Source organism: Pseudomonas sp. TMW22080 (assembly GCF_022496745.1).
Classification (GTDB): Bacteria; Pseudomonadota; Gammaproteobacteria; order Pseudomonadales; family Pseudomonadaceae; genus Aquipseudomonas; species Aquipseudomonas bubulae.
On sequence record NZ_SCFF01000005.1, the window covers coordinates 431,137 to 456,641 of the forward strand.

At 59.1% G+C, this 25,505-nt stretch carries 25 protein-coding genes; 15 read left to right on the forward strand and 10 right to left on the reverse strand.

What is annotated here, in order from left to right; all coding sequences use genetic code 11:
* Window positions 1–93 precede the first annotated feature (93 nt).
* The 9 genes from EQV96_RS18935 to EQV96_RS18975 all read left to right on the forward strand — a co-directional run bounded on the left by EQV96_RS18935 (window position 94) and on the right by EQV96_RS18975 (window position 9,396).
* Window positions 94–1,377, forward strand: coding sequence for an FAD-binding oxidoreductase (locus EQV96_RS18935; RefSeq protein ID WP_240882247.1), 1,284 nt, complete (start codon window positions 94–96; stop codon window positions 1,375–1,377).
* 363 nt (window positions 1,378–1,740) lie between these two features.
* Window positions 1,741–2,877 carry a branched-chain amino acid ABC transporter substrate-binding protein gene (locus EQV96_RS18940; RefSeq protein ID WP_095000976.1) on the forward strand — a complete coding sequence of 379 codons (1,137 nt, stop codon included), beginning with the start codon at window positions 1,741–1,743 and terminating at the stop codon, window positions 2,875–2,877.
* 1 nt (window position 2,878) lies between these two features.
* Window positions 2,879–3,034, forward strand: coding sequence for a hypothetical protein (locus tag EQV96_RS18945; RefSeq protein ID WP_153327708.1), 156 nt, complete (start codon window positions 2,879–2,881; stop codon window positions 3,032–3,034).
* A gap of 9 nt (window positions 3,035–3,043) precedes the next feature.
* A complete protein-coding gene (locus tag EQV96_RS18950) occupies window positions 3,044–3,958 on the forward strand; it encodes a branched-chain amino acid ABC transporter permease LivH (protein ID WP_095000977.1) in 915 nt (304 codons plus the stop codon).
* Window positions 3,959–3,960: 2 nt separating this feature from the next.
* The gene (gene livM / locus EQV96_RS18955; RefSeq protein ID WP_095000978.1) at window positions 3,961–5,244 is read left to right on the forward strand and encodes a high-affinity branched-chain amino acid ABC transporter permease LivM; all 1,284 of its coding nucleotides are present in this window, start codon (window positions 3,961–3,963) and stop codon (window positions 5,242–5,244) included.
* Entirely contained in the window at window positions 5,241–6,128 is an 888-nt protein-coding gene (locus EQV96_RS18960; RefSeq protein WP_095017673.1) for an ATP-binding cassette domain-containing protein, read from the forward strand. The genes livM and EQV96_RS18960 overlap by 4 nt, the downstream gene beginning before the upstream one ends.
* The gene (locus EQV96_RS18965; protein ID WP_095000980.1) at window positions 6,125–6,841 is read left to right on the forward strand and encodes an ABC transporter ATP-binding protein; all 717 of its coding nucleotides are present in this window, start codon (window positions 6,125–6,127) and stop codon (window positions 6,839–6,841) included. The genes EQV96_RS18960 and EQV96_RS18965 overlap by 4 nt, the downstream gene beginning before the upstream one ends.
* A gap of 811 nt (window positions 6,842–7,652) precedes the next feature.
* On the forward strand, window positions 7,653–8,420 hold the full coding sequence (locus EQV96_RS18970) for an SDR family oxidoreductase (RefSeq protein WP_130872345.1): 768 nt from the start codon (window positions 7,653–7,655) through the stop codon (window positions 8,418–8,420).
* A gap of 70 nt (window positions 8,421–8,490) precedes the next feature.
* On the forward strand, window positions 8,491–9,396 hold the full coding sequence (locus EQV96_RS18975; RefSeq protein WP_095000982.1) for a cation diffusion facilitator family transporter: 906 nt from the start codon (window positions 8,491–8,493) through the stop codon (window positions 9,394–9,396).
* Window positions 9,397–9,506: 110 nt separating this feature from the next.
* On the opposite strand, the gene EQV96_RS18980 is transcribed toward EQV96_RS18975, so the two are convergent.
* The 6 genes from EQV96_RS18980 to EQV96_RS19005 form a co-directional block, all read right to left on the reverse strand.
* Entirely contained in the window at window positions 9,507–10,640 is a 1,134-nt protein-coding gene (locus EQV96_RS18980; protein ID WP_095025260.1) for an AGE family epimerase/isomerase, read from the reverse strand.
* 170 nt (window positions 10,641–10,810) lie between these two features.
* The gene (ureG, locus tag EQV96_RS18985; RefSeq protein ID WP_095000984.1) at window positions 10,811–11,422 is read right to left on the reverse strand and encodes an urease accessory protein UreG; all 612 of its coding nucleotides are present in this window, start codon (window positions 11,420–11,422) and stop codon (window positions 10,811–10,813) included.
* 9 nt (window positions 11,423–11,431) lie between these two features.
* Complete coding sequence (locus EQV96_RS18990; protein WP_095017670.1) at window positions 11,432–12,106, reverse strand: urease accessory protein UreF; 675 nt, start codon at window positions 12,104–12,106, stop codon at window positions 11,432–11,434.
* Entirely contained in the window at window positions 12,103–12,603 is a 501-nt protein-coding gene (gene ureE, locus EQV96_RS18995; protein WP_095000986.1) for an urease accessory protein UreE, read from the reverse strand. The genes EQV96_RS18990 and ureE overlap by 4 nt, the downstream gene beginning before the upstream one ends.
* 161 nt (window positions 12,604–12,764) lie before the next feature.
* Window positions 12,765–13,397: a TetR family transcriptional regulator gene (locus EQV96_RS19000; RefSeq protein WP_095000987.1), complete on the reverse strand. Its 633-nt coding sequence runs from the start codon at window positions 13,395–13,397 to the stop codon at window positions 12,765–12,767.
* 180 nt (window positions 13,398–13,577) lie between these two features.
* Window positions 13,578–13,850, reverse strand: coding sequence for a hypothetical protein (locus EQV96_RS19005; protein ID WP_095000988.1), 273 nt, complete (start codon window positions 13,848–13,850; stop codon window positions 13,578–13,580).
* A 253-nt stretch (window positions 13,851–14,103) separates the two neighbouring features.
* Between EQV96_RS19005 and EQV96_RS19010 the strand changes: the two genes are divergently transcribed.
* Window positions 14,104–16,170: an AsmA family protein gene (locus tag EQV96_RS19010; RefSeq protein ID WP_240882248.1), complete on the forward strand. Its 2,067-nt coding sequence runs from the start codon at window positions 14,104–14,106 to the stop codon at window positions 16,168–16,170.
* Window positions 16,171–16,324: 154 nt separating this feature from the next.
* Here EQV96_RS19010 and EQV96_RS19015 read toward each other — a convergent pair whose 3' ends face one another.
* A complete protein-coding gene (locus EQV96_RS19015; RefSeq protein WP_240882249.1) occupies window positions 16,325–17,200 on the reverse strand; it encodes a DMT family transporter in 876 nt (291 codons plus the stop codon).
* A 97-nt stretch (window positions 17,201–17,297) separates the two neighbouring features.
* Here EQV96_RS19015 and EQV96_RS19020 point away from each other — a divergent pair, with 97 nt between their 5' ends.
* From EQV96_RS19020 to EQV96_RS19030, 3 genes are all read left to right on the forward strand, one after another.
* Complete coding sequence (locus EQV96_RS19020; RefSeq protein ID WP_095000991.1) at window positions 17,298–18,083, forward strand: helix-turn-helix transcriptional regulator; 786 nt, start codon at window positions 17,298–17,300, stop codon at window positions 18,081–18,083.
* A gap of 63 nt (window positions 18,084–18,146) precedes the next feature.
* Window positions 18,147–18,428: a PsiF family protein gene (locus EQV96_RS19025; RefSeq protein WP_095000992.1), complete on the forward strand. Its 282-nt coding sequence runs from the start codon at window positions 18,147–18,149 to the stop codon at window positions 18,426–18,428.
* A gap of 188 nt (window positions 18,429–18,616) precedes the next feature.
* Window positions 18,617–19,627, forward strand: coding sequence for an AI-2E family transporter (locus EQV96_RS19030; RefSeq protein ID WP_095000993.1), 1,011 nt, complete (start codon window positions 18,617–18,619; stop codon window positions 19,625–19,627).
* Window positions 19,628–19,675: 48 nt separating this feature from the next.
* Here EQV96_RS19030 and EQV96_RS19035 read toward each other — a convergent pair whose 3' ends face one another.
* Entirely contained in the window at window positions 19,676–20,941 is a 1,266-nt protein-coding gene (locus tag EQV96_RS19035; protein ID WP_095000994.1) for an Hsp70 family protein, read from the reverse strand.
* Between the two features lie 269 nt (window positions 20,942–21,210).
* Here EQV96_RS19035 and cbpA point away from each other — a divergent pair, with 269 nt between their 5' ends.
* Together cbpA and EQV96_RS19045 are read left to right on the forward strand one after the other, a co-directional pair.
* Entirely contained in the window at window positions 21,211–22,122 is a 912-nt protein-coding gene (gene cbpA / locus EQV96_RS19040) for a curved DNA-binding protein (protein ID WP_095000995.1), read from the forward strand.
* 2 nt (window positions 22,123–22,124) lie between these two features.
* Window positions 22,125–22,430, forward strand: coding sequence for a chaperone modulator CbpM (locus EQV96_RS19045; RefSeq protein WP_095000996.1), 306 nt, complete (start codon window positions 22,125–22,127; stop codon window positions 22,428–22,430).
* Window positions 22,431–22,557: 127 nt separating this feature from the next.
* On the opposite strand, the gene EQV96_RS19050 is transcribed toward EQV96_RS19045, so the two are convergent.
* Both EQV96_RS19050 and ureC read right to left on the reverse strand, forming a co-directional pair.
* Window positions 22,558–23,691: a HAMP domain-containing sensor histidine kinase gene (locus EQV96_RS19050; protein ID WP_095000997.1), complete on the reverse strand. Its 1,134-nt coding sequence runs from the start codon at window positions 23,689–23,691 to the stop codon at window positions 22,558–22,560.
* A 105-nt stretch (window positions 23,692–23,796) separates the two neighbouring features.
* Window positions 23,797–25,497 (reverse strand): urease subunit alpha, encoded by a 1,701-nt coding sequence (gene ureC / locus EQV96_RS19055; RefSeq protein ID WP_095025263.1) that lies wholly within the window; start codon window positions 25,495–25,497, stop codon window positions 23,797–23,799.
* Window positions 25,498–25,505: the final 8 nt, after the last annotated feature.

The following is a 25,505-nucleotide window of genomic DNA, read 5'->3' on the forward strand; positions in this document are numbered from 1 at the left end:
GATCTGCTTTTGCCTTTAGTCCCCTCTCCCTCCGGCAGAGGGCCAGGGTGAGGGGCTTTGATTTTGGTTGGGTTTCATTTCTGGAGCTTGGCAATGCCTTTACAAGAACAATGTCTGTGGGAAACCCTTACCCCCCAACGCCCCCAAGCGCCAACCTTCAAGGGCGAGTTGAGCGTTGATGTGTGTGTGATCGGTGCCGGCATCACCGGTTTGTCCGCCGCCATCCATTTGCTCGAGCAGGGCAAAAGTGTCTGTGTGCTCGAAGCCTATCGCACCGGTCATGGCGGCTCAGGCCGCAACGTAGGATTGGTTAATGCCGGGATGTGGATACCGCCCGACGATATCGAAGCCGGTTTCGGCGAGGCTGTCGGCAGCCAGCTCAACCGCATGCTCGGTGCCGCCCCGGGACTGGTGTTCAGCCTGATCGACAAATACCGCATCGACTGCCAGTTGCGCCGTGAAGGCACCCTGCACATGGCCCATAATGCCCGTGGCGAAGCCGATTTGCGCAGCCGTGAAGAACAATGGAAGCGCCGTGGCGCCCCGGTTGAACTGCTCACCGGCGCCGCCTGCGAAGCCGCTACCGGCACCACAAAAATCGCCGCCGCCTTGCTCGACCGTCGCGCCGGCACCCTCAACCCTATGGCCTACACCTCGGGCCTGGCCAAGGCAGCCTGTGATCTGGGCGGGCAGCTGTTCGATCATTCCCCGGTCACCGGACTTGAACGCCAAGGCCCACGCTGGTCAGTGCAAACGGCCCACGGTGCGGTAAGTGCAGAGCAGGTGGTGCTGGCGTCCAATGCCTACACTGAAGGCGAATGGACTGATTTACGACGTAACTTTTTCCCTGGTTATTACTACCAGATCGCCTCCAAACCTCTGACCGACGCCAGCGCAGCGCGAATCTTGCCAGGCGGCCAAGGGTCGTGGGACACCCGCCAGGTATTGAGCAGTATCCGTCGCGATGCCGACGGCCGTTTACTGCTCGGCAGCCTGGGCAACGGCAATCAGAAGCCTGCGTGGTTTCTCAAGGCCTGGGCCGACCGCGTGCAGCAGCATTATTTCCCGTACCTCAAGGGCGTGGAATGGGAATGCACCTGGACGGGCTGCATCGCATTTACGCCCGATCATCTGATGCGCTTATTTGAACCGGCGCCCGGTTTGGTGGCAGTCACCGGCTATAACGGTCGCGGTGTAACCACAGGCAGCGTGGTCGGCAAGGCCTTTGCCGACTATTTGTGCAGTGGCGATGCCAAGGCCTTGCCAATCCCCTTTGCACCGATGCGGCCGCTGTCTGGCACGGGGTTGCGCAGTTGTTTATACGAAGCCGGTTTTTCGCTGTATCACGCCGGCCAATGTTTAAGAATTGTGATCTGACGCGGTTTTTTCCTGGGCGCCCCGACGTTTTGCCTGGCAGCGGCTAGCCTTAAGTGGTGCGGCCTGTAGCAGTCCTGCACCGAGAGTGTGCAGTTCGGTGACGCAAGTGGTTACAGGACGTTTGCGCAACCTGGGGCAACCTGGTTGCAATACCGGCTGCGGCAGGTGGCGCCTGTAGAAACATAGCGGTTTTACCTTCCTCGGTTTAGACGGTTGCACGCCCAATGAAAATGGGCTCGAAACAGTCGATATAACAACAATAGAACGACTTTTTTAAGAATAAAAAGCCAATGGCACGCGGCTTGCTCAGCGCTTTAGGTGAAGTCGAAGTGCCATCTAATAAAACCTCAGGAGCACCACCTCATGTCGCAGACGTTCTACAAGAAAGGTTTTCTGGCCCTCGCCGTAGCAGCTGCATTGGGCGTTTCTTCGTTTGTTCAGGCTGATCTGAAAATTGGTGTTGCCGGCCCGATGACTGGCGCCAACGCAGCTTTTGGCGAGCAGTACATGAAGGGTGCCAAGGCAGCGGCAGACAAGATCAACGCCGCCGGTGGGGTCAACGGCGAGAAGATCGTTCTGGTGGCCGGGGACGATGCCTGCGAGCCGAAACAGGCCGTAGCCGTCGCCAACCGTTTGGTCGACCAGGACAAAGTGGCCGGTGTAGTAGGGCACTTCTGTTCTTCATCGACCATTCCGGCGTCTGAGGTGTACGCCGATGCCGGTGTGATTGCGATCACTCCTGGCTCCACCAACCCGGCGGTGACCGAGCGTGGCCTGAGCGCGATGTTCCGCATGTGTGGTCGTGATGACCAGCAGGGCATTGTGGCGGCGGATTACATTGTTGATGTGCTCAAAGGCAAGAAAGTGGCCGTTTTGCACGACAAGGACACCTATGGCCAGGGCCTGGCGGACGCCACCAAGGCGCAACTGATCAAGCGCGGCGTGACCCCTGTGTTGTACGAAGGCCTGACCCGAGGCGAAAAAGACTTCAGTGCCGTGGTGACCAAAATCCGCTCCAACGGGGCCGACGTGGTGTATTTCGGTGGCCTGCACCCGGAAGCCGGCCCGCTGGTACGCCAACTGCGTGAGCAAGGCCTCAAGGATGTGAAGTTCATGTCCGATGATGGTGTGGTCACCGACGAACTGGTTACCACCGCAGGCGGCCCGCAGTACGTTGACGGCGTTTATATGACCTTCGGTGCCGACCCGCGCCTGTTGCCAGACAGCAAGGTGGTGGTTGAAGAGTTCCGTAAGGCTGGCACCGAACCAGAGGGCTACACCCTGTACGCCTATGCTTCGGTCCAGGCCCTGGCTGACGCCTTTGCCGGCGCCAAATCCAACAAGGGTGAAGATGCTGCCAAGTGGCTCAAGGCCAACCCGGTTAAAACCGTGATGGGTGAGAAAGCCTGGGACAGCAAAGGTGACCTTAAAGTCTCCGACTACGTTATGTACCAGTGGGACAAAGACGGTAAATATCACCAACTGGAAAAACAGAAGTGAGATGAGTCACCTACCTGATGCCAGCTTCGGCGGGCATCAGGTAGGGATGGATCTGCACCACCTGTCTTCTTTTCCAGGAGTCGCGCACACCCTGCCAGCCAAGCTGTCCTGTGACGGCGTGGATGGCTTGCGTCTGCGCAAAGGCTCCAGTGCGTGAGATTGCGTTATGGATGGTATTTTCCTACAGCAACTGCTGAACGGCCTGACCCTCGGGTCTGTCTACGGCCTGATCGCCATCGGCTACACAATGGTCTACGGCATCATCGGCATGATCAACTTCGCCCACGGCGAGGTGTACATGATCTCTGCTTACCTCGCGGCGATCAGTCTGGCTCTGTTGGCATACTTCGGTATCGAATCCTTCCCGTTGTTGATGTTGGGCACCCTTATTTTTACGGTGGTGGTCACGGGCGTGTATGGCTGGGTGATCGAGCGCGTGGCCTACAAGCCGCTGCGCAATTCCACACGGTTGGCGCCGCTGATTAGCGCCATTGGTATCTCCCTTATCCTGCAGAACTATGTGCAAATCGCCCAAGGCTCACGTCAGCAGGGCGTGCCGACGTTACTTAGCGGGGCGTGGCGGGTCGATATCGGCTCAGGCTTCGTACAGCTGACCTACACCAAAGTCTTTATTCTGCTCGCCGCCTTTGTGGGCATGGGCCTGCTTACTTACATCATCAAGTACACCAAGCTGGGCCGCATGTGCCGCGCCACCCAGCAGGATCGCAAGATGGCGTCGATCCTGGGGATCAATACCGACCGGGTGATTTCCTACGTGTTCGTGATCGGTGCCGCCATGGCCGCGCTGGCTGGTGTGCTGATTACCATGAACTACGGCACGTTCGACTTCTATGCCGGTTTCATCATCGGGATCAAGGCCTTCACCGCAGCGGTGCTCGGCGGCATCGGTTCACTGCCGGGGGCCATGCTCGGCGGGATCATCCTGGGTATTTCCGAGTCGCTTTTTGCCGGGTTGATTAACTCGGATTACAAGGATGTATTCAGTTTCTCACTGCTGGTGCTGATTCTGATTTTCCGTCCTCAAGGCCTGCTGGGTCGTCCTCTCGTGGCGAAGGTGTAAGTATGTCTGTAGCCATTAATAAACCGATTGATATCAAAAAAAGCGTAGTCGACTCGATCCTGGCCGGGTTGATTTCATTGATTGTGTTCGGGCCCATCGTAGGGGTGGTGCTCGACGGTTACAGCTTCAACCTGCAACCGGCCCGGGTAGGCTGGCTGGTGGCTATCGTTATGGTCGGGCGCTTTGCCCTGAGCCTGTTTTTACAGACTGCCAAAGGGCTGAAAATCCTGCAGGGCTTTGAGTCCACAGGCTCGGGCGTGCATGTGCTGGCACCGGACTACAAGTCGCGGCTGCGCTGGATCGTGCCGTTGCTGATCGTGATTGCCATCGTGTTTCCGTTTTTCGCCAATAAATACATTCTGACCGTGGTCATCCTTGGGCTGATTTACGTGCTGCTGGGCCTGGGGCTGAATATCGTGGTTGGCCTGGCGGGGTTGCTCGACCTGGGGTATGTGGCGTTCTATGCCATCGGCGCTTATGGTCTGGCGCTGGGCTATCAATACCTGGGGCTGGGTTTCTGGACGGTGCTGCCGCTGGCGGCCATTGCGGCGGCGATGGCGGGATGCATTCTGGGGTTTCCGGTGTTGCGCATGCACGGTGACTACCTGGCCATCGTGACCCTGGGCTTTGGTGAAATCATCCGTCTGATCCTCAACAACTGGCTGTCGTTTACCGGCGGGCCAAATGGCATGCCGGTGCCATCGCCGACCTTTTTCGGTCTGGAGTTCGGCCGTCGCGCGAAGGATGGCGGGGTGCCATTTCATGAGTTCTTCGGCCTGGAATACAACCCCAATATCAAGTTCCTGTTTATCTATATCGTGTTGTTTCTGGTGGTGCTGCTGGTGTTGTACATCAAGCACCGCCTGACCCGCATGCCGATCGGCCGCGCCTGGGAAGCGCTGCGCGAAGACGAAATTGCCTGCCGTTCCATGGGCCTCAACCATGTGCTGGTCAAGCTGTCGGCGTTCACCATTGGTGCCTCCACGGCTGGCCTGGCCGGGGTGTTCTTTGCCAGCTACCAGGGTTTTGTTAACCCTTCCTCGTTCACCTTCTTCGAGTCGGCGCTGATCCTCGCCATTGTGGTGCTCGGCGGCATGGGCTCGACAGTGGGCGTGGTGATCGCCGCATTCGTGCTGACGGTGGCTCCTGAACTGTTGCGCAGCTTTGCCGAGTACCGGGTGCTGCTGTTTGGTGTGTTGATGGTGTTGATGATGATCTGGCGACCGCGAGGCCTGATCCGTATCAGCCGTGTCGGAGTTGCGCCACGCAAGGGGGTTGCGCCATGAGCGAATTGTCAAAAGACGATGTTGTGCTCTCGGTCGACAAACTGATGATGCACTTTGGCGGGATCAAGGCCCTGAGCGATGTCAGCCTCAAGGTCAAACGCAACTCGATCTTTGCCCTGATCGGCCCCAACGGTGCCGGTAAAACCACAGTGTTCAACTGCTTGACCGGCTTTTACAAAGCCAGCGGCGGCAGGATCGAACTCAATGCCCGCGGTACTCGTACCAACGTGATCAAGCTACTGGGGGAGCCGTTCAGGCTGAGCGACTTTGTATCGCCCAAGGCGTTTGCCAGCCGGCTGTATTACAAAATGTTCGGCGGAACACATCTGGTCAACCGCTCGGGGCTGGCGCGCACGTTCCAGAATATCCGCCTGTTCAAGGAAATGTCGGTATTGGAAAACCTGCTGGTGGCCCAGCATATGTGGGTCAACCGCAACATGCTCGCCGGCATCCTCAATACCAAGGGCTATCGCAAGGCTGAAAGCGATGCGCTGGATCATGCCTTCTACTGGCTGGAGGTGGTTGACCTGGTGGACTGTGCCAATCGCCTGGCCGGTGAGTTGTCCTATGGCCAGCAGCGACGCCTGGAGATTGCCCGGGCCATGTGTACGCGGCCGCAAATCATCTGCCTGGACGAACCGGCGGCAGGCCTCAACCCGCAGGAAACCGAAGCGTTGAGCGGGATGATCCGCCTGCTGCGCGACGAACACGACCTGACGGTGGTGTTGATCGAGCACGACATGGGCATGGTCATGAGCATTTCCGATCACATCGTGGTGCTCGACCACGGCAACGTGATTGCCGAAGGCGGGCCTGAGGCCATCCGCAACGACCCCAAAGTGATTGCGGCCTACCTTGGCGCAGACGAAGAGGAGCTGATATGACGGGCACGATCCTCGAGCTCAAGGAACTGGACGTTCACTACGGGCCGATCCAGGCCCTGAAAAAAGTCTCGATGCATATTGAGGAGGGCGAAACGGTAAGCCTGATCGGCTCCAACGGCGCGGGTAAATCCACGTTGCTGATGTCGATTTTTGGCCAGCCCCGGGCCAGCGGCGGGCAAATTATCTACCAGGGGGTGGACATTACCCACAAGTCCTCGCACTACATCGCCTCCAACGGTATAGCCCAGTCGCCGGAAGGCCGTCGCGTGTTTCCGGACATGTCGGTGGAAGAAAACCTGCTGATGGGCACCATCCCCATTGGCGACAAATATGCCGACGAAGACATGCAGCGCATGTTCGAGTTGTTCCCCCGGCTCCTGGAGCGGCGCAATCAGCGGGCCATGACCATGTCGGGTGGCGAACAGCAAATGCTCGCCATTGCCCGAGCGCTGATGAGCCGGCCCAAGCTGCTGTTGCTGGATGAGCCCAGCCTGGGGTTGGCACCGATTGTGGTGAAGCAGATTTTTGCCACGCTGCGGGAGCTGGCAGGCACTGGCATGACCATCTTTCTGGTGGAGCAGAACGCCAACCATGCCCTGCGGTTGTCGGACCGGGCCTATGTAATGGTCAACGGTGAAATCCGTCTGACCGGCACCGGCAAGGAACTGCTGAGTAACGAGGAGGTGCGTAACGCTTATTTGGGCGGGCATTAACAGGCATTTCACATCTCTCTGTGTGGGAGCGAGCCTGCTCGCGATGGCATCACTGCGGTTTGTTTGAATCACCGCGTCGATCCCATCGCGAGCAGGCTCGCTCCCACATGTCTTTTTGTCAGACAATTCCACCCCGCCCGCCCTCGCCGCAAATTGTGGAAAACAATATTACAACGCTGTGAAAGCGCGACATAAAGCCGCTGCAATTACCTGTTTTGTCATCATTTTGACTTGTCCCCGTTTGCTGTGGAGGTGGCTGTGGGTAACGTGGGAGTAGTTGGCTGTAGCCCTTTATTTACAAGGTGTCCAGCTGGGTGGTTATTTTTCGACCAGCGGCTTTTGCGCAGCCGTTGCGCCGATTTGTCAACAGGTTTGTACGGGTGTAAAGAGCGTCTGGAAATAATGACTAACCTGTGGATAAGTCTGTGGTTAAACTCTGGAAAGAATGCTCCAGGCAGCGTAATTACTGGCCTCTGGCTATCTGGCGGATTTTCCACGGTTGCACCTTTTTGGGGCGTCTGCATGCGGGGTGTGCCCGGGTCAAGTAAAAAAGTCTTACCGATGCTCTCTATCCCTTGTGGATCGGGGCTTTGCGCTTTTTGGAGTTGCCCCCAAAGACTGTGGACGGGCCTGTGGATAAGGTGAGCGCATCTGGCTCCAGCCCTTGTTCGTCGTGGCTTGTCGCGTGCTGGTTGTTTTTTGTACAGACTTGTTGCGAAAACACCGCAGGTTGCCGCTGAACGCTAGCCGGGGCATTCTGCTCAACGTCCAATTCAACGGCGGCCGATGCCCGCCAGCCAAGGAGAACATGATGACTTCCACCCTGTTTATTACGGGCGCGACTTCCGGATTTGGTGAAGCATGTGCACGCAAGTTTGCACAGGCAGGCTGGAAACTGGTGTTGACGGGGCGACGCGAAGACCGTTTGAAAGCATTGTGCGAAGAGTTATCCAAGCAAACCGAAGTACACGGCCTGGTGGTGGATGTGCGCGACCGTGCCGCGATGGAAGCGGCGATTGCCGGTTTGCCACCTTCGTTCAGCAGATTGCGTGGGCTTATCAACAACGCGGGCCTGGCCCTGGGTACCGACCCTGCGCCCAAATGCGACCTCGACGATTGGGAGACCATGGTCGACACCAATATCAAGGGCCTGCTCTACACCACCCGCCTGCTGTTGCCACGACTGATTGCCTACGGCCGTGGTGCCGGGATCGTTAACCTGGGTTCCATCGCGGGTAGTTATCCTTACCCCGGCAGCCATGTGTATGGCGGTACCAAGGCGTTTGTAAAACAGTTCTCCCTGAACCTGCGCTGCGATTTGCAGGGCACGGGCGTGCGGGTCAGCAACGTTGAGCCGGGCCTGTGCGAGAGCGAGTTCTCGATGGTGCGCTTTGGCGGCGACAAGGCTCGCTACGACGCGACCTATCAGGGCGCCGAACCGATTCAGCCAGAAGACATCGCCGAGACCATTTTCTGGGTGCTCAATACTCCGGCCCACGTCAACATCAACCGCCTTGAGCTGATGCCCGTCACGCAGTCCTGGAGCGGTTTTGCCATCGAGCGCCACGCCAAGGAGTAAACTCACCCCTGGCAGCCCACCTGCGACCTCCTGAGGGGGTCGCATTCAATCGGGCTGAAAAGGAGTTTGTGTGAGTAACCGTGGTGAGCAGAAACTGCTCAAGCAATCGACCGTTCTAATGTTCGCGGTGGCCATTGCCGGCATCGTGACGGGTTTTATTTCGGGTTCCGAATCCATCATGTTCGATGGGTTTTTCTCTCTGATCGCGACTTTTATCAAAGTGCTGATGCTGATTACGGCGCAACTGATCGCCAAGGAAAGCAACCAGCGTTTCCAGTTCGGTTTTTGGCACCTTGAGCCCATGGTGCTGCTGATTGAAGGCAGCTTCCTGTTGTTGATTGCGATCTACGCCTTTCTCAATGGCGTGTTCGGCATTATCAATGGCGGGCGTGATATCGAACTGGGGCTGGTGATCGTCTATGCGGCGGTGTTCACCGTTGTTGAATTTGCCTACTACTTCTGGGTAAAGCGCAAAAATCGCAAGCTCAAGTCAACCCTTATCCAGTTCGATAATGTCAGCTGGCTGGTGGATGCCATGTTGTCGGTGGGGCTGTTGATAAGTTTTGTCACGGCGTTGCTGTTGAAGCAGCAGGGTTATGCACAGTGGGCTGCTTATGTTGACCCGGCGATCCTGATTTTGCTGGCGCTGAGCATGCTTGCGCCGGCGTTCAAGATCCTCAAGCCGGCCTTGCGTGATGTGCTCGGGATTGTCCCGGATGCGCTGGATGACAAGGTGCGGGATGTGCTCGAGGAAATGTCGGCGCGGCATGGTTTTGAAGGCTACAAAACCTATGTGCAGAAGCACGGGCGTGCACGGTTTATAGAGATTCATATCGTGTTGCCGGCAGGTTATCCACTGACCAGCGTGAAGACCCTTGATGCACTGCGCGAAGAGATCTCCGGGCTGCTGGGTGCCGCGGACAGTGCGCGCTGGCTGACCATCAGCTTTACCGGTGATCGTAAGTGGATTGCCTGAGCCAGCCTTGAGTGGTGGGAGCGGGCTTGCTCGCGATTCAGGCGGCGCGGTTTGTCAGGACTTTTTCGGTGATGCCATCGCGAGCAAGCCCGCTCCCACAGCTGTTGGTGTTAGCCGAGGTATTGCGCCAAACCGCTGTAACAGGTGGCCAGATGATAAGGCGTGGTCGACGGCATATCCTCGCGGCTGACCTTGCCCGCGCCATCGCGGCATTCGTACCAGCCACCGGCATGTAGAAACTTCTGCTGCAGCGCCAGCAATTGACGCTGCACCTGTGCCTGGCTGTTCGGGCGCAAGGTCAGGGCGCGCAGGTACTCGGCCTGTGCCCAGATACGCTGGGTACCATCGCGCAGGCTGCCATCAGGGGCCAGCATGCCGCACACCGCGCCGCTCTGCGGGTCGACCCCCACCTGCTCGGCAAACCCGAACGCCCGCTCCAGCGAACCGTGCAACGGCGTCTGGCGCAGCAGTGGCGAAGACTCCAGCAAAAAGAACCACTCGAATTGATGCCCCGGTTCAAACCAGTTATCCACAGCTCCGAGCGGTTTTTCCAGCATGACGTTATGCACAGGCTCGATAAAGCGCTGTTGCATACCCTCGGCCAGGGCCAGCAAGGCCGTCTGCACTGGCTTATCGTCACGTACCGACAAAGTGGCCAGGAACGCTTCGGCCAGGTGCATCAACGGGTTTTGCAGCGGGCCGCTGCCCAGTGGCGACCAATCCCGCTCCAGGCTGGCTTCATACAGGCCGTTGCCGTCATTGAAACGTTCAGCCACCACTGCCAGTGCGCCATTGAGCGCCGACGCCACTTGTGGTTCGCGCACTTTCGCCCAGTAATGGGCACAGGCAAAGATGATAAAGGCGTGGGTGTAGAGGTCTTTGCGTTGATCCAGCGGCGCGCCATCGGGGCCGATGCTGTAGAACCAGCCACCGTGCTCGGCGTCATGAAAATGCAGGTGCAGCGAGCGGAACAGTTCAGCAGCGCGTTCGGCGGCACCGGGGAACGCCGGGTCGTCGATCAGGCTGGCGAACAGGTACAGCTGCCGTGCGCAAGCCATGGCGCGATAGCGCTGGGGTGGCAGCGGCTGGTGCGTGGGGCTCAAGGCTTCGAAGGGCAGTGCGAGTTCGGCATTCCAGCCGGGGCCTTGCCAGAGCGGCACGATGACCTGGCGAAAATGCTGCTGTACTGCCGCAAATTGGGCGGTCAGTTCAAGCGGGAAGTCGGAGCTGGCTACATCAGGCATCGGTGGGTGTCGTCACGGCTGGGGCGATTGCGCGACATGATACACCGTGATTCCCCGGATGATCTCAACTCTGTGGGAGCGAGCCTGCTCGCGATGGCATCGCTGCGTTTTTCTGATGTACCCCGTCGCGGCCATCGCGAGCAGGCTCGCTCCCACAGATGATTTCACCGCTATTGGATCAACAATCCCTGACGCTCAATAAACGCCACGATGGTGTCCAGGCCATGTCCGGTCTTCTGGTTGCTGAACACAAAGGGTTTTGCACCGCGCATGCGCTTGGTGTCGCTGTCCATCAGTTCCAGCGATGCGCCCACCAGCGGCGCAAGATCGATTTTGTTGATCACCAGCAGGTCCGATTTGCAGATCCCCGGCCCGCCCTTGCGCGGTAACTTGTCCCCGGCGGACACGTCGATCACGTAAATGGTCAGGTCGGACAGCTCCGGGCTGAAGGTGGCCGACAAGTTATCCCCACCCGATTCCACCAGAATCAGGTCAAGGCCGGGAAAGCGTCGGTTCAACTGATCCACAGCCTCCAGGTTGATCGAAGCATCTTCACGAATCGCTGTGTGCGGGCAGCCGCCGGTTTCTACACCGATGATCCGCTCTGGCGCCAGCGCCTCATTGCGCACCAGAAAGTCAGCATCTTCACGGGTGTAGATATCGTTGGTGACGACGGCCAGGTTGTACTTTTCCCGCAGGGCCAGGCACAGGGCCAGGGTGAGCGCAGTTTTGCCGGAGCCTACCGGGCCACCGATGCCAACACGCAAAGGCTGTGTGTTCATTGCTTTCTCCTAGGAACGAAACAGGCGGCTGTACTGGCGCTCGTGGGCCATGCTCGCCAAAGACAGGCCGAAAGCGGCACTGCCAATGTGGGATAAGTGGAGGCTACTGGCGTGTTGCTGGGCCTGCTGCAACGCAGCCGACAGTTCGCTGGTCATGCGCTGGGCCGCTTGCTGGCCCAGGGGCAGGGTTTTCATCAGCACGGCCAACTGGTTTTCCAGCCAGCTCCAAAGCCAGGCGGCCAATGCGTCCTGTGGGTCGATGCCCCAGGCACGGGCGGCCAATGCCCAGCCCAGCGCCAGATGGGGCTCGGCCTGTTGTGCGAGAAACTCGCGTGCGGGCTCGTCCAGCTCCGGTAAGCCGGTGAGTAACTGTTGCAGGGAATACCCCATTTGCCGGCTTTCCTGATGCAGTTCGCGGGTTTCACGGCTGGCGCGATGCTCGTCACACAAACGCTGCAAAGCGTTCCAGTCTTGATCCGCTGCGGCCTGACAGTGGGCGAGCAACAAGGGCGCCTCGAAGCGGGCGAGGTTGAGCAGCAATTGATCGCGGATCCAGCGCGCTGCTGTGGCCGGGTCAGCCACGCGGCCGTTTTCAACGGCCATTTCCAGCCCCTGGGAATAGCTGTAGCCGCCAATGGGCAGCTGCGGGCTGGCCAGGCGCAAGAGCGCCCAGGCCGGGTTCACAAGCGCACACCAAACTGATGCAACCGCGGGGCGTAGTTGAAGTCCTCTTCGCCCGCACGGGAGTGGTGATGGCCACCGCCATAGGCGCCGTATTCGGGCTGAAACGGAGCTTCGATGGCCTCGATATGGGCACCCAGTTGCTCCAGCATGGCCTTGAGCACGTAGTCGTCAAGCAGGCGTAACCAGCCATCACCCACTTGCAGGGCGACGTGGCGGTTGCCCAGGTGATAAGCGGCGCGGGTCAGTTCAAAAGCATTGCAGCAGGTGACATGCAGGAGCTTTTCGGGGCTGGCACAGACGCGCACGATGCGTCCGTCCTGAGCCTGCAGAAATTCGCCATCAACCAGCGGTGACTGGCCACGGTCAAGGAACAGGCCGACATCTTCGCCGCTGCTGCTGAAACAACGCAGGCGACTTTTGCTGCGGGCTTCGAAGTTCAGGTGTAACTCGGCGCTCCACACGGGGTGGGACTGGACTCTGCGATGAATCACCAGCATCGGAAGGCTTCCTGCAATGGACATTACTCCAACCACAGCAAGGGGCTTGCCAACCCGGTCGGAGGCTGCAAATGCAGGCCCAAAAAGGGTGCAGAAAGATGAAGATGTTCTATATAAGTGCGCAATCTGCGCATCGGCGCACCAATGGGGTGCGCTTGCGATTACTCGGTACTGCCCAGGCCTTTCCAGTGCTTGAGCCCGATAAAAATAAAGCGCAGTTGCTGACTGATCTTGGCCTGGGGCTGCAGGTGATCGGGCAGTGAATCTGCAGGCGGGTCGATCACGTCGGGCAAGGCGGCAAATACGCTTTTGACCACCAGATCGGCGATCACGGTAAGGCCGGCATGATTCAGGTGCGCTAACTTGGGCTTGGAGCCAAGGTCGGCCGCCAGATCCGAAGTGATGTCTTCGCGCAGGGCGCCAATGGCCTGGCGAACCGGTTGCGAACCGCCGTATTGCTCGCGGGCCAGAAACAGAAACTGCGAGCGGTTGGCTTCTACCACGTCGAGAAAAATTCGTACCGAGGCGTTGATCACACCGCCCATAAACAGTTCGTTGTGACGCACCAGGCGAATGGTTTCACGAAAGGTCTGGCCGACTTCACTGACCAGGGCCAGGCCCAGTTGGTCCATGTCGCTGAAGTGGCGATAAAAACCGGTCGGCACGATGCCAGCGGTCTTTGCGACTTCGCGCAGGCTCAGGCTGCCAAAGCCGCGACCCGACTCCATCAAGTGGCGGGCAGCATCCATCAGCGCAAGGCGGGTTTGTTGCTTCTGTTCGGCACGAGGCAGCATCGGGGCTGGTATTCCAGACAAGTACAGCGGCGCACTCTAGCAAATCGGCTTTGATGACGTCGAACGGTGTACTGCACAAAGTGTGGGGGCGGGCTTGCTCGCGATGCAGGTTACGCGGTCTAGCGGATCAGCGGCAGGGATGCATTGGCGAGCAAGCCCGCTCCCACACCTGCGAAAGGCTTAGCTCGCATGCTTGTTGCGTTCTGCCAGACGATCAGCGCCACCTTCGGCGACAAACTGGCTGCCCGGAGTGCGATCGTAGCCATCTTCGGCATAGCTGTTTTGTTGGTCCAGGGTACGTTGTGCGCCGTCTTCGGCAACCGGGTTGAGCGGCTGGCTCAAGGAGCTCGATGCTGGTTGGGCCATTGGGGTCGGCTCTTCATCGGCAGGCATGGCGAAGGCGTTGAAGGCCATCAGTGAAAGGGAAAGACCAAACAGGACTGGGCGTTTCATGGTGTGTGCTCCGTAGCAATGCAACTAAGTAGGTGTGATGGCAATGCTACGCTTGGCTGCCGGATATCAAAGTTCATACGGCCAATGGTGATAATCGACAAAATTGATTGTTCAGGCTGGGAGGCTCTAGCCCGGGGCTTTTGAAATTTTTTATACGAAAGCCGTACCGGGGTTAAACCTTCCGGCGTCTTTGCCAGTCGTACATTTATGGCGTCGTAACTGGGACGTTCTGTGGAATTCAAGGAGCCGTGACATGACGCGCACCCGTAAGACCCTTGCCTGGGCAGGCGGTATTTTCGTTCTGCTGGTGGCCGTGCTGGTGGTGATCCTCGCTACCTTCGACTGGAACCGCATCAAGCCGACCATCAACAGCAAAGTGTCTGAAATCCTCCACCGCCCGTTTGCTATTAACGGTGACCTGGCTGTGCGCTGGCAGCGCGAAGAGGATCAGGGCGGCTGGCGGGCCTGGGTGCCGTGGCCCCATGTGATTGCTCAGGACCTGACCCTGGGCAACCCCGAGTGGGCGAAAACTGCGCAAATGGCCAGCCTGAAAAAAGTCGAGCTGCGCCTGTCGCCGCTGGCGCTGTTGACCCAAACCGTGGATATCCCGCGCATCAATCTGACAGAGCCCAGCGCCAGTCTTGAGCGCCTGGCTGATGGCCGGGCGAACTGGACCTTTACCTTCGACCCCAAGGACCCGGATGCCGAGCCTTCAGCCTGGACGTTGGACATCGGTGCTATCGGCTTCGACAAGGGGCATGTGACCCTCAATGACCAGACCCTGAAAACCCGACTGGACGTGCTGATCGACTCGCTGGGCAAACCCATCCCGTTTAGCGAGATCGTCGGCGAAAAAGACGCGAAAAAGGCCCTGGAGAAGGGCGGCAAACCGCAGGACTATGCGTTCGCCCTCAAGGTCAAAGGCCAATACCACGGTCAGCAGCTCAACGGCAGCGGTAAAATTGGCGGTCTGCTGGCATTGCAGGACGCGACTCAGCCTTTCCCGTTGCAAGCCCGGGTCAGCATTGCCGACAGCCATGTCGAGCTGGCCGGGACCTTGACCGACCCGCTCAATCTGGGTGCCCTGGACCTGCGCCTGAAATTGGCCGGTACCAGCCTGAGTAACCTCTATCCGTTGACCGGCGTGACCTTGCCGGATTCGCCGCCGTACTCCACCGACGGCCATTTGACCGCCAAACTGCGTGAAGCCAGTGGCGCGACCTTCAGCTATGAAAATTTCAACGGCAAAATCGGCAGCAGTGATATCCATGGCGATCTGAAATACGTGGCCAGCCAGCCGCGGCCCAAACTGTCCGGCAAGCTGGTGTCCAACCAGTTGCTGATGGCTGACCTGGGGCCGTTGATCGGTGCCGACTCCAACACCCAGCAAAAAGCCCGGGGCAGCGAGAGCAAGCAGCCTGCGGGCAAGGTGCTGCCGGTGGAAGAGTTTCGCACCGAGCGCTGGCGCGATATGGACGCAGACGTAGAACTCACCGGCAAACGTATCGTGCAAAGCGCCGAGCTGCCGTTTACCGACCTCTACACCCATGTGGTGCTCAATGATGGCGAACTGAGTCTTGAACCGCTGCGTTTTGGCGTGGCAGGTGGCAAGCTGGATGCGCAGATTCGTCTCAACGGCCGTGCTGCGCCCCTGAAAGGCAGCGCCAGGCTGACCGCGCGCAACTTTAAACTCAAGCAACTGTTTCCCACCTTTGAACCGATGAAAACCAGCTTCGGCGAACTCAATGGTGATGCCACGATTACCGGTACCGGCAATTCGGTGGCCAAGTTGTTGGGCACCGCCAACGGTGATCTGAAGATGATCATCAATGACGGCGCTATCAGTCGCAGTCTTATGGAAATTGCCGGCCTGAACGTAGGCAACTATGTAGTGGGCAAGATTTTTGGCGACGAGGACGTGAAGATCAACTGCGCGGCAGCGGACCTGGGGATCAAGAACGGGCTGGCCAGTACCCGGTTGTTTGTGTTCGATACCGAGAACGCGATTATCTATATCGATGGCACGATCAACCTTGCCACCGAGCAGCTGGACTTGAAGATCACTCCAGAGTCCAAGGGTTTGCGTCTGTTTTCGTTGCGTTCACCGCTGTATGTACGCGGTACCTTTGCCAACCCGTCAGCGGGTGTGCAAGCCGTGCCGCTGCTGTTGCGTGGTGCGGGCATGGTGGCATTGGGTGTGATTGCAGGGCCGGCGGCGGGATTACTGGCGTTGGTCGCCCCAAGCGGTGGCGAACCCAACCAGTGCGCGCCGCTGCTGCAACAAATGCAGCAGGGCAAGGTGCCGAAGACGGTGAAGTAGATCAAAAGTCCCTCACCCTCTCCCGGAGGGAGAGGGTGAGGGGACTAAAGGCAAAAGTGGATCCGGGCAACGCCACCAGTTGACTCCCTCTCTCTGCGAAGGCTTGAGCTGGACATCGAAAGCGGGCAGGGAGAGGGCTGGGGTGAGGGCTAAATCACGCCGCCCGCAACGGCGTAGTCCAGCGCTCCGACAGAATCACTCCGCCCAAGGTCAGCGCCCCGCCAATCAGGTGATAGGCATGTAGTTGCTCTTTGAGCACCACCGCTGCGATCAGCGCGGTAATCAACGGCAGCAGGTTGAAGAACAGCGTAGTACGGCTTGGGCCAAGGCTGGCCACGGCTTTCATCCAGGCCAGCGGTGCGATCATCGACGCCAGCACGCAGGCGTAAAGCACCAGCCCCATGTTATGCACCGTTGGCCCGACCTTAGGTAAGGCCAGATACAGCGGAAACAACACCACAATCGCCACCAGCACCTGCATATACAGCATCTGCAGCGGCGGCAGGCGCAGTTGCCATTTTTTCAGCAGGGTGCTGTAAACCGCATAGGCCAGGGTGGCGACCAGCATCATCGCGTCACCCAGGTTGAGGCCATGATCAAGCAAGGCCGCCAGGCTGCCGCTCGACACCACCACCAGTACCCCGACAAACGATACGACCGCGCCCACCAAGGCCCCGGCAGTCAGGCGCTGCCCCAGGCTGATAATCGACATGCTCAGAACCATCAGCGGCATCAATGACAGGATAATGCCCATATTGGTCGCCGACGTACGGGCCGCCGCGTAGTAGGCCAGGCTCTGGTACACCGCCATGCCGAGCACGCCGAGGATGAAAATCTTGCCCAGGTTGGGGCGGATGATCGGCCAGTTGCTCATCACCGGCTTGAGCATAAAGGGGGTAAACAGCAGGCCAGCCAGCAGCCAGCGATAAAAGCCGATCTCGGACGGGAAGATCGCTCCCACCGCAAGCTTGTTGATAACGGTATTGCCGGCCCAGATCAAAATGGCCAGTAGCGGGTAAGCGTATTGCATCGGTGACAACCACAGGGTTAATGAGCGGTGATTATCCGCTTGTCTGTCTGCGAGCCTATACTGCGATCCAGCCAACCTCACCCCGTATCCAGACAGCATGCACAAGAATCTGATCAACGTCCCCGAGTTCGACGGTCTGCCAGCGCCGGTTTACTTTCGCTATGCCGAGATTGAGGCCCACAGCCATGCCGTGCCCCATACCCATGCCTGGGGCTCACTGGATTATGTGGCCCACGGTGTGATGCGCTTTGAAGTCGATGGCCGGCGCTTTATGTCGCCGCCGCAATACGCGGTCTGGGTGCCACCTAACACCGAGCACAGTGCCTACAACGCCCAGGCTATTGTTTACCGTTCGGTGTATCTGGATGCCGTGCATTGCCAGCACTTGCCGACCACCCCGGTCACCCTGGCTATCAGCGATATTCTCAAGGCCATCCTCAGCGACTTTGCCCGCCGCGATATCAATATCCCGCAAAGCGAAGCCGATGTAAGACTGGCCCGGGTGCTGGTCGATCAATTGCGCCAGGCACCGGTGCATCAGTGCTTCTTGCCTTATGCCAGCCATCCGGGCCTGTTGCTGGTGTTGGAAGCGCTGCAACAGAGCCCAGGCGACAACCGCCCGTTGGGCCAGTGGGCGCAGCAGGTGCATGTCAGCGAACGTACATTGGCGCGGGTGTTTGTGCGGGAACTGGGCATGAGCTTTGGCGAGTGGCGTCAGCGTCTGCGGTTTCTGGCCGCGATTGAGGCGCTGGAGTCTGCGCGCAGCGTGCAGGACGTGGGCTTCGACCTGGGTTACAGCACCTCGTCGGCGTTTATCGCAATGTTCCAGCGCCAGGCCGGATGTACCCCGGAGCAGTATCGACGTCAGGCACGAGTGCTGTAACAGAGTTTGTCTACACTTCAGGAATCGCGCTGCCCGTTGGCGCGCCAACAAGGAGAAAACTCCATGAAGATGCTGCGTGTTCCTTTGCTGATGATAGGTCTGCTCCTGTGTTCCCAGGGCTTTGCGGCCACGGCCCAACAAAACAAAATGACCACCTGTAACGCTGACGCCAGTGCCAAGGCCCTCAAGGGCGATGAGCGCAAAGCCTTTATGAGTACCTGCCTCAAAGCCAAGCCGGCGACGCAGCAGGACAAGATGAAAACCTGCAATGCCACCGCCGGCACCCAGGCCCTCAAGGGCGATGCGCGCAAAGCCTTTATGAGTGATTGCCTGAAGAAAAAATGATCGGCACTGTGGGAGCGGGCTTGCTCGCGATGGCCTCACTGCGGTTTAACTGACATACCGCAGCGCCTGATTCGCGAGCAAGCCCGCTCCCACAGGGTGTATGCCCTCCCGCCAGTCACAAATTCTAGTGCTCGCAGCTGAAGGCTGGCAGACTGCTTGTCCTTTCACGCTGTCAGTTTTGAGGCTGTATGCCATCGTTTTCTCAGCGTCACATCGTCTTGGCCAGCTACATCATTATTGCTGGCGGCCTGCTATTGGTTTTCCCGTTGCGTTTGTTGCCCAGCCTGCTGGCGGGCTTGTTGGTGTTCGAACTGGTCAATATGCTCACCCCGCAATTGCAGCGTCTGATTGCCGGGCGCCGTGCGCGCTGGCTGGCGGTGGCTTTGCTAGGTACGGTGATTGTCAGCGTACTGGCGCTGATCTTTGCCGGTGCCATCAGTTTTCTGTTGCATGAGGCGGAAAACCCCGGCGCTTCACTGAATAAATTCATGGCCGTAGTCGATCGGGCCCGCGGCCAGTTGCCGCCGTTCCTGGACAGCTACCTGCCAGCCAGTGCTGCCGAGTTCCGGATTGCCATCGGGCAATGGATGAACAAGCACCTCAGCGATCTGCAACTGGTGGGCAAAGACGCCGCGCATATGTTCGTGACCCTGCTGATCGGCATGGTGCTGGGGGCCATCATGGCCTTGCAGACCATTCCTGATATCAGCCGCCGCAAGCCGCTGTCGGCTGCGCTGTTCGAGCGTCTGCACCTGCTGGTACAAGCCTTTCGCAATATCGTTTTTGCGCAAATCAAGATCGCGCTGCTCAACACGGTATTTACCGGGATCTTTCTGGCTGTAGTCCTGCCGCTGCTGGGCGTGCATCTGCCGCTGACCAAAACCCTGATCGTGCTGACCTTCCTGCTGGGTTTGCTGCCGGTGATTGGCAACCTGATTTCCAACACCCTGATCACTATCGTCGGTTTGTCGCTATCGATCTGGGTGGCGATCGGGGCGCTGGGTTATCTGATTGTTATCCACAAGCTGGAATACTTCCTCAACGCCAAGATCGTCGGCGGGCAAATCAGTGCCAAGTCGTGGGAATTGCTGCTGGCGATGCTGGTCTTTGAAGCAGCCTTCGGCCTGCCGGGCGTGGTGGCGGGGCCGATCTACTATGCATATTTGAAGAGTGAGCTGAAGCAGGTGGGGTTGGTGTAACGGCTTGCCCCAACCCTCTCCCGGACGGAGAGGGTTGGGGCGAGGGTTTTAGCCGTAACGCTTTTTGGCCTCAATCGCCAGACCGCTGCCGATGCTGCCGAAGATGTTGCCTTCAACATGCTGCGCATTCGGCAACATGGCCGCGACGCTCTGGCGCAAGGCCGGAATCCCGCTCGAACCACCGGTGAAGAACACCGTATCCACCTGCTCGACACCCACGCCGGCATTGCCCAGCAATTGCGTCACGCTGTTGCGGATGCGTTCCAGCTGGTTGTCGATGGACTCTTCAAACATCGCCCGGCTCAGGTTTACGCTCAACCCCGCTTCAACCCGGTCCAGCGGCACATGGCGGCTGTCGTTGTGGGTCAGTTCGATCTTGGTCTGCTCGATTTCCATCGCCAGCCAGTGTCCGGCACGCTGCTCGATCAGTTTGAACAGACGGTCGATACCGCCGGTATCCTCAATGTCGTAACGCATGCTGCCCAGCGACAGCTGGGATTTTTGCGAGTACACGGAGTTGATGGTGTGCCAGGTGGCCAGGTTCATATGATGGCTGGTAGGCATGTAGGCACCGCTTTTCATGCGGCTGCCGTAGCCGAACAATGGCATCACGCCTTGCAGGCTCAGCTGTTTGTCGAAATCGGTACCGCCCACGTGTACGCCGCCGGTGGCCAGAATATCGTCCTGGCGGTTGTCCAGGCCACGGCGCTCGGGCGACAGGCGCACCAGGGAGAAGTCGGACGTACCACCGCCGATATCGACAATCAGCACCAGCTCTTCGCGCTCGATGGTGGACTCATAGTCAAATGCCGCGGCGATCGGTTCGTACTGGAAGGACACTTCCTTGAAACCGATGGCGCGTGCTACGTCGGTCAGGGTGTTTTCGGCTTCCTGGTCGGCCAGGGGGTCGTCGTCGACGAAAAATACCGGGCGACCGAGTACCACTTCTTCGAATTCACGACCGGCGGTCGCTTCGGCGCGCTTTTTCAGCTGGGCGATAAACAGCCCCAGCAAGTCCTTGAACGGCATCGCCGTGCCCAGAACGCTGGTGTCGTGCTTGATCAGCTTGGAACCCAGCAGGCTTTTGAGCGAGCGCATCAGGCGGCCTTCGTAGCCTTCCAGGTACTCATGCAGCGCCAGACGACCATACACCGGGCGGCGTTCTTCCATATTGAAGAACACCACCGAGGGCAGGGTGATCTTGTCGTCCTCCAGCGCAATGAGGGTTTCCACGCCTGGACGCAGCCAGCCGACGGTGGAGTTTGACGTGCCGAAGTCGATACCGCAGGCACGTGCTGGAGAGGCGCTTTTCATGTCTTTCGTGTTCCGGTCAAAAAACGGCCGCGCAGTGTATGTCAGACCGCCGCAGAATCGAAGCACGACTAATCGTTAAATCGCAGGTTTTAATCCACTTGAAAGACTATCCTTGATCCCCAAACTTCCAGTCATTGGCGTGGCAGTCTTTAGGCTGCCGATAAACATTGGCAGCGCTGTTCTTGAGGCCGGTCAAATGACAGGCCGGGCAACCGGAGCATTCTGGTGACCTGAGCTGCGCGATATTGATAACGGATGGTGATCCTTACATGGACTTCAAAGACTATTACAAGATCCTGGGTGTCGAGCCCACGGCGGACGATAAGGCGATCAAGACCGCCTATCGCAAGCTGGCGCGCAAGTATCACCCGGATGTGAGCAAGGAAAAGGACGCCGAGAGCAAGTTCAAGGATGTCAACGAGGCGTATGAAGCGCTTAAAAGCGCCGAAAAACGCGCTGAATACGACGAAATTCGCAAATACGGCCAGCATGGCCAGCCGTTCCAGGGGCCGCCGGGCTGGCAAGGCCGTTCCAGCGGCGGTTTCGAAGACAATGGCGATTTTTCGGACTTCTTCAGCTCGATCTTCGGTTCGCGTGGTGGCGGTTTTGGTGGGCAATCAGGCCGCAGTGCGGGCCGTCGCGGGCAGGATGTTGAAATGGAATTGCCGATTTTCCTTGAAGAAACCCTGTCGGGTGAGTCCAAGCCCATCAGCTTTCAGATAGGCGGGGTCAGCAAGACCCTCAACGTGAAGATCCCGGCCGGTGTGACCGACGGTGAGCGCATCCGCCTTAAAGGCCAGGGTGGCCCGGGCGTGGGTGGCGGGGCCAACGGTGATCTGTACCTGATCATCCGTTTTGCACCGCATCCGAAGTTCGATGTTGAAGGCCATGACCTGGTTATCACGGTTCCTCTGGCGCCGTGGGAAGCTGCGCTGGGCACCAAGGTGGCGATACCGACCCTGACCAGCAAGGTGATGATGACCATTCGCCCTGACAGCCAGAGCGGTCAGCGCATGCGCATCAAGGGGCACGGCCTGGTGGACAAGCAAGGCCAGCGCGGTGATTTGTATGCGCAACTGAAAGTGGTCATGCCGACCCATGGCGACGAGGCCACCAAGGCCCTGTGGCAAGAACTTGCCGACAAAGCAGCATTTGATCCGAGAGCCCAATGGAGTAACTGATCATGAGCAGCACCCTGATCGTTCAGCTGGACATGGAAAGGTTCTGCGAAGAGGCCAATATCCCGGCCACTTACGTGATAGAGATTGTCGAACACGGAATTATCGAACCTCAGGGCCGCACGCCTGACGTGTGGCGTTTTGAAGACTACGAACTGGTCATCGCCAGACGCGCGGCCAAGCTGCGTGATGATCTGCAGATGGAATGGGAGGGTGTGGCGCTGGCGCTGGACCTGCTCGAGGAAGTGCAGCAGTTGCGTGCTGAAAATCAGCGATTGAAGCAGCAGTTGGGGCGGTTTGTGACGCAATAGATGAAGCCTGCCTAAAGGCTCTGTGGGAGCTGGCTTGCCTGCGATGGCCTCGGCGCGGTGTTCCTGGTAGACCGCGGCGGCTGCATCGCGAGCAAGCCCGCTCCCACAGATTGTGTTTGCCCAGGGCTCAGGCGTTTTTGGGCAACACCACCGTAAACGTCGTGCCCTCGGCTTCGGTCGAGGTCACGTCGATGCTGCCCTGGTGGGCGTCCACCACTTCCTTGATGATAAACAACCCCAGGCCCAGGCTGGTGGATGTACCCGGCTGGGTCAGGTCTTCGCTCGGGCTGCGCACCAGCGGGTCGAACAGGGTGCCCAGGGCGTCTTCGGCGATGGGCATGCCCAGGTTGTGCACGCGCAAGGTCACCGCTTCGCTGTCCCCGCTCAGGTGCAATGTCACCTTGCCCCGGCGCGCACCGTGCTGCAGGGCATTGCCGATCAGGTTTTGCAGCAGTTGCCCCAACCGGCGCGGATCCCAGTGCCCTTGCACATCACCTTCGACCTGCAGTGCCGGCGCGCAATCCGGTTGCCCGGCGCAGGCTTCATCCAGCGCCGCCTGGCAGGCCTGGGCAAGGTCCATCGGCTCGGGCTCGATCGGCAGGCTGGTGCCCAGACGGCTGCGCACAAACTCCAGCAGGTCATTGACCATCGCGCCCATATGCCGCGTGCCGTTTCTGATGGCTAGCAGATAAGGCTGCGCCGCAGGGTCAAGCCTGGTTTTGCGTTCCAGCATTTCACTGGACATGCTCACTGCCTGCAACGGTGCGCGCAGGTCATGACCCAGGATGGCAAGGAAGATGTCGCGTGAGCGATTGACCTGTTCGGCATAGGCCGCGGTGGACTCGGCCAGGGCCTGGTCAATGGCTTCGTTGAAGCGGATCATGTCGAGCAGGTGCTCGTGGGCCGGGGCCTGGATGCTGGCGACCCACAGGCGGATGACGCAGGCGCGCAGGTGGCGGAACTCCGAAGTCATCTGCACCAGATCAAAACCCACGGTATGGCGCAGTTCGCCGTGGCTGGCAGCTGCTTCATCCAGCGCAGGGCTCGTTTCGGGGCCTTCACCCTCGGCCTTGGCCTGCTGCTCGCTGGCCGTTTGCGCGGTGTTCATGTCCCGCGAGGCAGCCAGCAGGATTTCCCTGGCATGGTCGCGCAGCGCGACGCTGTTCATGGATTCGGCTGCCGGGGTGATGGTTTCGGCAAACTGCTCCCATTCATCGACGATGCGATCTACATTGAGCACGATGAATTCAGATAGGCCCATGGCCACACGCCTTGCTGCAAGAGCGGTTGTAAAAAATGGAGCCGCATCTTAACGCCAAATGCAGCGTTCCAGTACAACCGCCAATCCCCCTGCAAATACGGGGTGTCAGAACAGGAAGTAGCGCTGTGCCATCGGCAGGACCTCGGCCGGTTCACACCACAGCAATACACCGTCGGCCTTGACCTGATAGGTCTGCGGGTCGACTTCGATCGCGGGCAGATAGCCGTTGTGGATCAGATCCTTTTTCTGCACATCCCGGCAGCCCTTTACCACCGCGATTTGCTTTTGCAAACCCAGCGCTGCGGGGACGCCCGCGTCAAACGCGGCCTGGCTGATAAAGGTCAGGCAGGTGGCGTGGCGCGAGCCGCCGTAGCTGGCGAACATCGGGCGATAGTGAACCGGTTGCGGCGTGGGGATCGAGGCGTTGGCATCGCCCATCAGGCTTGCCGCAATGGCCCCGCCCTTGATGATCAACGTCGGTTTGACGCCGAAAAACGCCGGGCGCCACAGCACCAGGTCGGCCCACTTGCCGACTTCGATCGAGCCCACTTCATGGCTTACGCCATGGGTGATCGCCGGGTTGATGGTGTATTTGGCGATATAGCGCTTGGCGCGGAAGTTGTCGTTGCCCGGTGCATCTTCAGGTAGCGGCCCGCGCTGTTTTTTCATCTTGTCGGCAGTTTGCCAGGTGCGCGTGATCACTTCGCCCACCCGGCCCATGGCCTGGCTGTCGGAGCTGATCATCGAGAACGCGCCCAGGTCATGGAGGATGTCTTCGGCGGCTATGGTCTCGCGGCGGATCCGGCTTTCGGCGAAAGCCACGTCCTCGGCGATGCTCGGGTCGAGGTGATGGCAGACCATCAGCATGTCGAGGTGTTCGTCGATGGTGTTGCGCGTAAAAGGCCGCGTCGGGTTGGTGGAGCTGGGCAGCACGTTGGTCAGGCCGCAGGCCTTGATGATGTCCGGCGCATGCCCGCCACCGGCACCTTCGGTGTGATAGGTGTGGATGGTGCGGCCCTTGAAGGCGGCGAGGGTGGTTTCGACAAAGCCCGATTCGTTCAGGGTGTCGCTGTGGATCGCCACTTGCACGTCATAGAGGTCGGCAACGGTCAGGCAGTTGTCGATGGACGCCGGGGTGGTGCCCCAGTCTTCGTGCAGCTTGAGGCCGATGGCTCCGGCTTCGACCTGTTCGATCAGCGGTTGCGGCAGGCTGGCGTTGCCCTTGCCGGTAAAGCCCATGTTCATCGGGAACGAATCGGCGGCTTGAAGCATGCGCGCCATGTGCCACGGCCCCGAAGTGCAGGTGGTGGCATTGGTGCCGGTGGCCGGGCCGGTACCGCCGCCGATCATGGTGGTCACGCCGCTGTTGAGCGCTTCTTCGATCTGTTGCGGGCAGATAAAGTGGATATGGGTGTCGATGCCGCCTGCGGTGAGGATCATGCCTTCGCCGGCGATCACTTCGGTGCTGGCGCCGATGGCGATGGTGACGTTGGGCTGGATATCCGGGTTGCCGGCCTTGCCGATGGCGTGGATGCGCCCGTTCTTGAGGCCCACATCGGCTTTGACGATGCCCCAGTGATCGATAATCAGCGCATTGGTGATCAGCGTGTCGACCACTTCACTGGCGAGCAGTTGGCTCTGCCCCATGCCGTCACGAATCACCTTGCCACCGCCGAACTTCACTTCTTCGCCGTAGGTGGTGAAGTCGTGCTCGACCTCAATCCACAACTCGGTGTCGGCCAGGCGGATCTTGTCGCCGACGGTGGGGCCGAACATGTCGGCGTAAGCCTGACGGGAGATTTTCATGGTGAGTT

Coding starts and splice junctions, on each gene's coding strand:
- EQV96_RS18935 (WP_240882247.1), top strand. CDS start 94: ATGCCTTTACAAGAACAATGTCTGTGGGAAACCCTTACCCCCCAACGC.
- EQV96_RS18940 (WP_095000976.1), top strand. CDS start 1,741: ATGTCGCAGACGTTCTACAAGAAAGGTTTTCTGGCCCTCGCCGTAGCA.
- EQV96_RS18945 (WP_153327708.1), top strand. CDS start 2,879: ATGAGTCACCTACCTGATGCCAGCTTCGGCGGGCATCAGGTAGGGATG.
- EQV96_RS18950 (WP_095000977.1), top strand. CDS start 3,044: ATGGATGGTATTTTCCTACAGCAACTGCTGAACGGCCTGACCCTCGGG.
- livM (WP_095000978.1), top strand. CDS start 3,961: ATGTCTGTAGCCATTAATAAACCGATTGATATCAAAAAAAGCGTAGTC.
- EQV96_RS18960 (WP_095017673.1), top strand. CDS start 5,241: ATGAGCGAATTGTCAAAAGACGATGTTGTGCTCTCGGTCGACAAACTG.
- EQV96_RS18965 (WP_095000980.1), top strand. CDS start 6,125: ATGACGGGCACGATCCTCGAGCTCAAGGAACTGGACGTTCACTACGGG.
- EQV96_RS18970 (WP_130872345.1), top strand. CDS start 7,653: ATGACTTCCACCCTGTTTATTACGGGCGCGACTTCCGGATTTGGTGAA.
- EQV96_RS18980 (WP_095025260.1), bottom strand. CDS start 10,640: ATGCCTGATGTAGCCAGCTCCGACTTCCCGCTTGAACTGACCGCCCAA.
- ureG (WP_095000984.1), bottom strand. CDS start 11,422: ATGAACACACAGCCTTTGCGTGTTGGCATCGGTGGCCCGGTAGGCTCC.
- ureE (WP_095000986.1), bottom strand. CDS start 12,603: ATGCTGGTGATTCATCGCAGAGTCCAGTCCCACCCCGTGTGGAGCGCC.
- EQV96_RS19000 (WP_095000987.1), bottom strand. CDS start 13,397: ATGCTGCCTCGTGCCGAACAGAAGCAACAAACCCGCCTTGCGCTGATG.
- EQV96_RS19005 (WP_095000988.1), bottom strand. CDS start 13,850: ATGAAACGCCCAGTCCTGTTTGGTCTTTCCCTTTCACTGATGGCCTTC.
- EQV96_RS19010 (WP_240882248.1), top strand. CDS start 14,104: ATGACGCGCACCCGTAAGACCCTTGCCTGGGCAGGCGGTATTTTCGTT.
- EQV96_RS19015 (WP_240882249.1), bottom strand. CDS start 17,200: ATGCAATACGCTTACCCGCTACTGGCCATTTTGATCTGGGCCGGCAAT.
- EQV96_RS19020 (WP_095000991.1), top strand. CDS start 17,298: ATGCACAAGAATCTGATCAACGTCCCCGAGTTCGACGGTCTGCCAGCG.
- EQV96_RS19025 (WP_095000992.1), top strand. CDS start 18,147: ATGAAGATGCTGCGTGTTCCTTTGCTGATGATAGGTCTGCTCCTGTGT.
- EQV96_RS19030 (WP_095000993.1), top strand. CDS start 18,617: ATGCCATCGTTTTCTCAGCGTCACATCGTCTTGGCCAGCTACATCATT.
- EQV96_RS19035 (WP_095000994.1), bottom strand. CDS start 20,941: ATGAAAAGCGCCTCTCCAGCACGTGCCTGCGGTATCGACTTCGGCACG.
- cbpA (WP_095000995.1), top strand. CDS start 21,211: ATGGACTTCAAAGACTATTACAAGATCCTGGGTGTCGAGCCCACGGCG.
- EQV96_RS19045 (WP_095000996.1), top strand. CDS start 22,125: ATGAGCAGCACCCTGATCGTTCAGCTGGACATGGAAAGGTTCTGCGAA.
- EQV96_RS19050 (WP_095000997.1), bottom strand. CDS start 23,691: ATGGGCCTATCTGAATTCATCGTGCTCAATGTAGATCGCATCGTCGAT.
- ureC (WP_095025263.1), bottom strand. CDS start 25,497: ATGAAAATCTCCCGTCAGGCTTACGCCGACATGTTCGGCCCCACCGTC.